Source organism: Acetobacter sp. (genome assembly GCF_047721705.1).
GTDB lineage: Bacteria > Pseudomonadota > Alphaproteobacteria > Acetobacterales > Acetobacteraceae > Acetobacter.
This window is the reverse complement of the sequence record NZ_JBDNXK010000018.1, coordinates 36,195-43,031: the sequence shown is the minus strand read 5'-3', so window position 1 is coordinate 43,031 and position 6,837 is coordinate 36,195. Positions and strand designations below refer to the sequence as shown.

6 protein-coding genes are annotated in these 6,837 nt (G+C 59.3%); 4 read left to right on the top strand and 2 right to left on the bottom strand.

The window, feature by feature from the left end; translation table 11 throughout:
• The 3 genes from ABF824_RS05075 to ABF824_RS05065 all read left to right on the top strand — a co-directional run.
• The coding region (locus ABF824_RS05075; RefSeq protein ID WP_415486799.1) for a TIGR03915 family putative DNA repair protein at positions 1–804 on the top strand (804 nt) is incomplete at its 5' end.
• A gap of 49 nt (positions 805–853) precedes the next feature.
• Positions 854–1,363, top strand: a complete 510-nt coding sequence (locus tag ABF824_RS05070; protein WP_415486802.1) for a Fur family transcriptional regulator — start codon at positions 854–856, stop codon at positions 1,361–1,363.
• 143 nt (positions 1,364–1,506) lie between these two features.
• Entirely contained in the window at positions 1,507–4,101 is a 2,595-nt protein-coding gene (locus tag ABF824_RS05065; RefSeq protein ID WP_415486798.1) for an MMPL family transporter, read from the top strand.
• A gap of 87 nt (positions 4,102–4,188) precedes the next feature.
• On the opposite strand, the gene msrA is transcribed toward ABF824_RS05065, so the two are convergent.
• Positions 4,189–4,737 carry a peptide-methionine (S)-S-oxide reductase MsrA gene (gene msrA, locus ABF824_RS05060; RefSeq protein ID WP_415486797.1) on the bottom strand — a complete coding sequence of 183 codons (549 nt, stop codon included), beginning with the start codon at positions 4,735–4,737 and terminating at the stop codon, positions 4,189–4,191.
• Positions 4,738–4,908: 171 nt separating this feature from the next.
• On the opposite strand from msrA, the gene ABF824_RS05055 reads away from it, so the two are divergent.
• Positions 4,909–5,274, top strand: coding sequence for a hypothetical protein (locus ABF824_RS05055; protein ID WP_415486796.1), 366 nt, complete (start codon positions 4,909–4,911; stop codon positions 5,272–5,274).
• Between the two features lie 65 nt (positions 5,275–5,339).
• On the opposite strand, the gene glpK is transcribed toward ABF824_RS05055, so the two are convergent.
• Positions 5,340–6,827, bottom strand: a complete 1,488-nt coding sequence (gene glpK, locus ABF824_RS05050; protein WP_415486795.1) for a glycerol kinase GlpK — start codon at positions 6,825–6,827, stop codon at positions 5,340–5,342.
• Positions 6,828–6,837 lie beyond the last annotated feature (10 nt).

Below are 6,837 nucleotides of genomic sequence, written 5' to 3'. Positions count from 1 at the left end.
GTTCGCCCCTCCCGCCCAACAGCTTTCCCTTCTGTGAAAGAACATCTTGTTACTTTGCCCGTGGACGCGCCGTTTTCCCTCTGGCGCGGTCACGCCCGAGCACTCCTTGCCGCACGCATCCCCCCTCTGGCGACCGTCTGGCGCTCCGCGGATGAACAGGATGACCTGTTTTCGGAAAACTCCCAGTCGTGCCTCTCCGCGCCACCCGCGCGAAAGCTGACCGTCCCGCGCGCAGTCCTGCATCTGCTGGAAAGCGTTCTCTGTAACGCCGCACCGGATCGGTTCGATCTGGCCTATCGCATCCTCTGGCGCAGCACGACCGAACGGGCGCTCCTTCGCACCGTGACGGACCCGGACATGATCCTCGCACGCCGCATGGCTGTTCAGGTCAGTCGGGAAGTCCATAAAATGAAAGCGTTCGTGCGATTTCGGGAAAGAACACCGCCGGGCAGCAACACACGTCATTTCGTGGCGTGGTTCGAGCCGGAGCATCATGTGCTGGAACGGGCCGCTCCCTTCTTCGCCCGCCGTTTCTCCGACATGCACTGGATGATCCTCACGCCGAAAGGCTCCATCGGCTGGAATGGCGAGACCTGCGTCGTCACGCGGGAAGCCTGCGCGCGTGAGATTGTGGAAGATGAAACCGAAGCCCTGTGGAAGACCTATTACCGCTCGATCTTCAATCCGGCGCGCGTAAAGATGAAGGCCATGCGTTCGGAAATGTCGCCGAAATACTGGAAGAACCTGCCCGAGACCGACCTCATTCCCGAGATGCTGGCCGATGCTGCCCGCAAAACATGGTGAGCCGAAAGGGTGGGCAGGCGCACAGTTATGGCTTACCATGAACACTACCATGGCCGATCGCGCACCCACCGTTCCCCACCTGTTTCCCGCCGAGGTTGAACGGCTCCTCGACCGGGCCGACGCCCTGTGCGGACGGCGGCATGTGAAGCTGACAGCCCTCCGTCGACAGATCCTCGGCCTGCTGCTGGAAGCCGGTGCTCCGCTTGGCGCGTATGATCTGTTGCAGCGTTTGCAGGCAGTGCAGGGTAACGCGGCGCCTCCTACCGTTTACCGCACACTCGAATTTCTCATGGAGTTCGGGTTGATCCACAAGATCGAGCGTCTCTCGGCCTTCGTGCCATGCACCCACACGCTGGGTCGTGCCCCCTGCCATGATCACGATTCCGAATGCGTGCATGCCAGTCAGTTCCTGATCTGCCGCGTCTGTTCCGGCGTCACCGAACTCGAAGATCCGGCCATTGTGGCGGCCATCAAGGCGGCGACAAAGAATGTCAGCTTCCGTCCCCAGCATCTGACGGTCGAGATCGAAGGCGTCTGTGCCCGCTGCGCGGCGGGATAAACCCCACTTTCGCCGGTTTCTCCTTGCACCCTTAGCCGCGTTACGCCAAACCACCCCTTTGCCTCAACACTGACCGACCACGGGGAATCCGGGGCCGGTCCCTTCTTGCGTTCTCAATGGCAAGGGCCTGAAGACCTCAGCTCATGATCTCCCTTTTTATCGGTCGTCTCATCGTGCTGTGCGCCAAGCGCGCCTACAGTGTCATCGCGCTGTTCATGCTGCTCGCGGGCCTTTCGGTCTGGGCAAGCATGACCCATCTCGGTGTCACCACCGACACGGACAAGATGCTGTCCGACAAGCTGGAATGGAAAAAGCGCTCGGACATGATGGGGGCGCTTTTCCCGCAGAAAAGCAACCTCCTCGTGGCTGTGATCAAGGCCGATCTGCCGGAAGAAGGACGCGCGACCGCGCGGGCACTGGCAGCGAAACTGTCCGCCGACCATGAACATTTCAACTATGTCCGCTTGCCGGATGACGACCCATATCTCAACCGCAACGGGCTGATGTTTCTGGACCCGAAGTCGCTTTCGAAAGTGCTGGATGACACGGTCACCGCCCAGCCGTTCCTTGGCTCGCTGGCCGCAGATCCATCGGCGCGTGGCCTGTTCGACTCGCTGGGCCTGATCGCCGAGGGCGTAAAACGTGGACAGGCAGGTCTGGGCGGCTTCCAGACAGCCCTGAACGGTTTTGCCGACAATCTTCAGGCCGCTGCGGAAGGACATCCGACGCCGCTTTCCTGGCAGCAGCTTCTCGCTGGCAATCTGAGCGATCTAGCCGGACGTTATCAGTATGTCGTCACGCAGCCGAAGCTCGATTATGGCTCGTTCCAGCCCGGTGGCGCGGCGACTGACGCCATGCGAGCCGCCACGAAAGACCTCGAATTCGTCCGCTCAGGCAATGCTCAGGTCTTCATGACCGGCGAGGTCAAGATTGACGACGAAGAGTTCGCCACTGTCGCAGACGGCATGGTCGCCGGTCTTCTCGGCTCTCTGGTGCTGGTTACGGTGTGGCTGACACTCGCCGTCCATACTTGGCGCGTCATCATCCCCATCGTGGTCACCCTGATCACGGGCCTGCTGCTGACCACAGGCTTCGCAGCACTTGCCGTCGGCACACTCAACCTGATCTCCGTGGCGTTCGCCATTCTTTTTGTCGGCATTGCTGTGGACTTCGCCATCCAGTTCTCAGTCCGCTTTCTCGGCCAGCATCCGAAGCTGTCCGGAGAAGGCGGCCTTGAAGAAGCGCTGTTTGTAACCGGCGAAGAAACCGGCCACCAGATTCTCGTGGCCGCCCTCGCCACCGCGGCAGGCTTCCTCGCTTTCACGCCAACAGCCTTCCTTGGTGTTGCCGAACTGGGGCTGATCGCGGGAGTGGGCATGATGGTCGCCTTCCTGTGCACCATCATCCTGCTTCCTGCGTTGCTCCGCATTTTCCGCCCTTCCGTAGCGCACCCACGCTCGGGCTATCTATTCATGAAGCCTGTCGATCACCTCATCCGCAAATGGCGCAAACCGCTGCTTGCCGTGTTTGCGGTGGTGGCGCTGATTGGAGCGGTACTTATTCCGGGTCTCAAGTTCGACGGTGACCCGCTTCACACGAAGAACCCGAATTCCGAGGGTATGAAAACCCTGCACCTGCTGATCGCGAACCCGATTTCATCGCCTTACAGCGCAGAATATCTCGCGCCGTCACTGGATGCCGCAAAGGCCATGGCAGACAAGGCGAGCAAACTGCCGGGCGTGCATGACGCGATGTGGCTCGGCTCCTATGTGCCGGATAATCAAGACACCAAGCTGGCCTTGATTCAGGACGCGGCGGAAATTCTTCTACCGTCTCTCGTGGTGCCGGATGTCAAACCCGCACCGGACGCGGCAGCAGTGAAAGCTTCCGCTGGTGCAGCCGCCACTGCGCTTGGTGGCATTCTTGAACAACTGCCCCCGCAAGACCCACTCCGCCGCATTCAGGCTGCACTGGCCAAGCTGTCGACTGCCCCGGATGCACTGGCGCTTCAGGCCAACGACGCTCTCGTTCGCTTTCTGCCGATGCAGCTGGACTCCCTGAAAACCATGCTGAATGCGCAGCCGGTGAGCATCAAGGATATCCCAGAGGTCATCCGGCGGGATTATCTGCTGCCCGACGGACGGGCACTGGTGGAAATTCACCCGAGCGGCCTGATGTCGAGCACTGATGCGCTGCACAGGTTTGTCGAAACCGTTCAGCCGCTCTCGCCTGAAATGGCAGGATCGGCCGTGGATATCGTGGAAAGCGCCAAGACCATCGTCGGTGCCTTCCGCACGGCAGCGATCTCGGCCATTGTGATGATTGCGATCATCCTGCTGGTCGCGCTTCGGAAGATACTGGATATGGGGCTGGTCCTCGCGCCGCTGCTCCTGTCCGCGCTGATGACCGTCATCCTGATCGACGCCGTTCCGGAGACGCTGAACTTCGCTAACATCATCGCCCTGCCGCTGCTGCTGGGTGTCGGCGTATCGTTCAACATCTATTTCGTGATGAACTGGCGGGCCGGGGTGCAGTTCCCCCTCGCCTCGCCGACTGCCCGCGCCGTGCTGTTCTCCGCACTGACAACCGGCACAGCCTTCGGCTCGCTGGCGCTGTCTCATCACCCAGGCACGGCAAGCATGGGGCGTCTGCTGCTGCTTTCGCTAGGCTGCACTCTGGTGGCGACACTGGTGTTCGTGCCAGCGCTTCTTCCCAAGCGGCCTATTGATCAGGAATAAGAAGGAAACTTTCCCTTCAGAGGAAAAGGCGGCGCTTCTGGTGCCGCCTTTTTTTATTTGGCAGTGCTGTTGGCCGTTATCGTCCGTTCATGCTTTCTGCCATTCAGAAAATATCTTGCGCATCTTCATGACCTTTGGCGCAACGACAACCTGACAGTAAGGATTATCGGGTGTGCGGGCGAAATAGTTCTCATGCTTCGCTTCAGCAGGCCAGAATGTGGTGAGCGGTTCAATCTGGGTGACCAGTGGCGCTCCCCATATTCCCGACACTGCAATCTCATCCCGTACGTTCAACGCCGTCCGGTGCTGGTCTTCAGACGTGTAGAAAATGACCGAGCGATATTGTGTGCCGACATCGTTTCCCTGACGATTAAGCGTCGTGGGATCGTGAAGCGTGAAGAAAATACGCAGAATCTGCGCATAGGAAATGACCGCAGGATCAAAAACGACTTCAATCACTTCCGCATGGCCGGTGGTGCCAGTGCAGACCAGCTCATAAGTGGGATGATCCGTGTGTCCTCCCGCATAACCTGAGCGGACTGAACAGACGCCCTTTATGGACCGATAAACAGCCTCCGCACACCAGAAGCATCCTGCCCCCAGAACAGCAGTTTCAAGATGTGATGCTGATGTCATCAGAAAATTCCTGCTGTGGAAAGAAAATATCCCTGAGGGATCACTTTATTGATGCGCCTGTCGTGTAACAGTGAAGAAGCGAACACATTCCCGGCTCACCAGCATTTCCTTACGTCATGTTGACCAAAGCACGTTACGCCTGTTCCCATGACGTTCGAAAAGAAAATACATGTGACGCGAAGATTGCTGGTGCTTCTCAATGGTATTGGCTGCATAGGCCCCATCGCGGCCAGCGCGCAGACCGTGAATCTGGAACAACGTCACCTGTCGATGGAAGATCCCTGTTCAGAAGTCACCCGCCTTCTCAAAGCCGGTGAGCCAACTGATCCGGACACGGCGCGGGCCAATCAACGGTGGTGGGATAGCGCCATGGCCGCTGGTGGCATGCCCTCCTACCACATTCAGTATGATCACTACCGCATCATCGATGACTTCTTTGATTCCTGCCGCACAACAGAGGACAAATCGATCCGTAACACCATGCGGGACATCGGCCTTGCCCATCGCTGGATCATTCCGGGCGAATCTTCCTCCTGAAACGAAAACAGGCCCTTCCCTACGGAAGAGCCTGTTTCCTCAGAAACACAAAATCCAAACCGGGTTTATGGTGTCAGTGCCCGACGCACAGCGACATGCCAGCCGTCGATCATCGTCTTGCGGATTGCGCCATCCATATTAGGCGCAAAGGTCGCACCCCGCTGCCATTCCGCCGCGACTTCCTCCAGATCGTTCCACAGCCCGACGCCGACGCCCGCAAGGAACGCCGCCCCAAGAGCGGTCGTCTCGATCTGCTTCGGACGCTCGACTTTTGCCTGCAACATGTCCGACAGGAACTGACAGAACCAGTCATTGGCTGACATGCCGCCATCGACGCGCAAAGTGTCGGCCGTGCCACCGCCGTCCTGCGTCATCGCCGCGACGAGATCGAGTGTCTGGAAAGCCACCGATTCCAGAGCGGCACGGGCAATGTGCGCCTCAGTGGCATCAAGCGTGAGACCACAGATCAGCCCGCGTGCATCCGGATCCCAGTGCGGCGCACCCAGACCAACGAAGCCCGGCACCATGTAAACACCGTGACTATGGGGAATACGTGTCGCCATATCGTCCGTCTGGGACGCATGGGTGATGAGGTGCAGACCATCCCGCAGCCATTTGATCGCCGCACCGGCCACGAAGATCGACCCTTCCAGCGCGTAGGCGGTTTTTCCCTTTACGCGATAGGCGATCGTGGTGAGCATCCGGTTCTGGGAAATGACCGGCTTCTCACCCGTGTTGAGCAGCACGAAGCAGCCAGTGCCGTATGTGGCCTTCGCCATGCCCGGCTTGAAGCAGGTCTGCCCCACCACAGCCGCCTGCTGGTCACCGGCAATACCCGCGATCGGCACCGGACGACCGAACAGATCGGCCATACTTTCGCCGAACACACCGCTGCTGTCCTTGACTTCAGGCAGCAGGGCCGCAGGCACATTAAACAGTTTCAGCAGATCTTCGTCCCACTGCAGACGATGGATATCGAACAGCAGCGTGCGGGACGCATTCGTCACATCAGTGGCATGCACCTTGCCACCCGTGAGGCGCCACAGAAGAAAGCAGTCGATCGTGCCGCAGGCCAGTTCACCTTTTTCCGCCCGTGCCCGCGCACCTTCGACATTGTCGAGAATCCACGCCAGCTTGGTGGCCGTGAAATACGGATCGAGCAGAAGGCCGGTGCGACTTGTCACCAGCTCTTCCTTGCCCTGTTTCTTCAGATCCGCGCACAGTTTGGCGGTGCGTCGATCCTGCCAGACAATGGCGTTGTGGATCGGCTTTCCGGTGTCGCGCTCCCAGACCACAATGGTCTCGCGCTGGTTAGTGATGCCGATGGCCGCAATACGGTCCACACCACCCGAACGCTCGACCGCTTCCTGCGCCGTTGTTTTGGCGTCACGCCAGATATCTTCAGGATCGTGCTCGACCCACCCCTGATCCGGGTAATACTGCGGAAACTCCTGACGCGAAACGGCGAGTTCCTCACCGTTCACATCGAACACGATGCTGCGCGTAGAAGTTGTGCCCTGGTCGATGGCCAGAATGCGATCCTGTTTGATCATGATGGCTGCT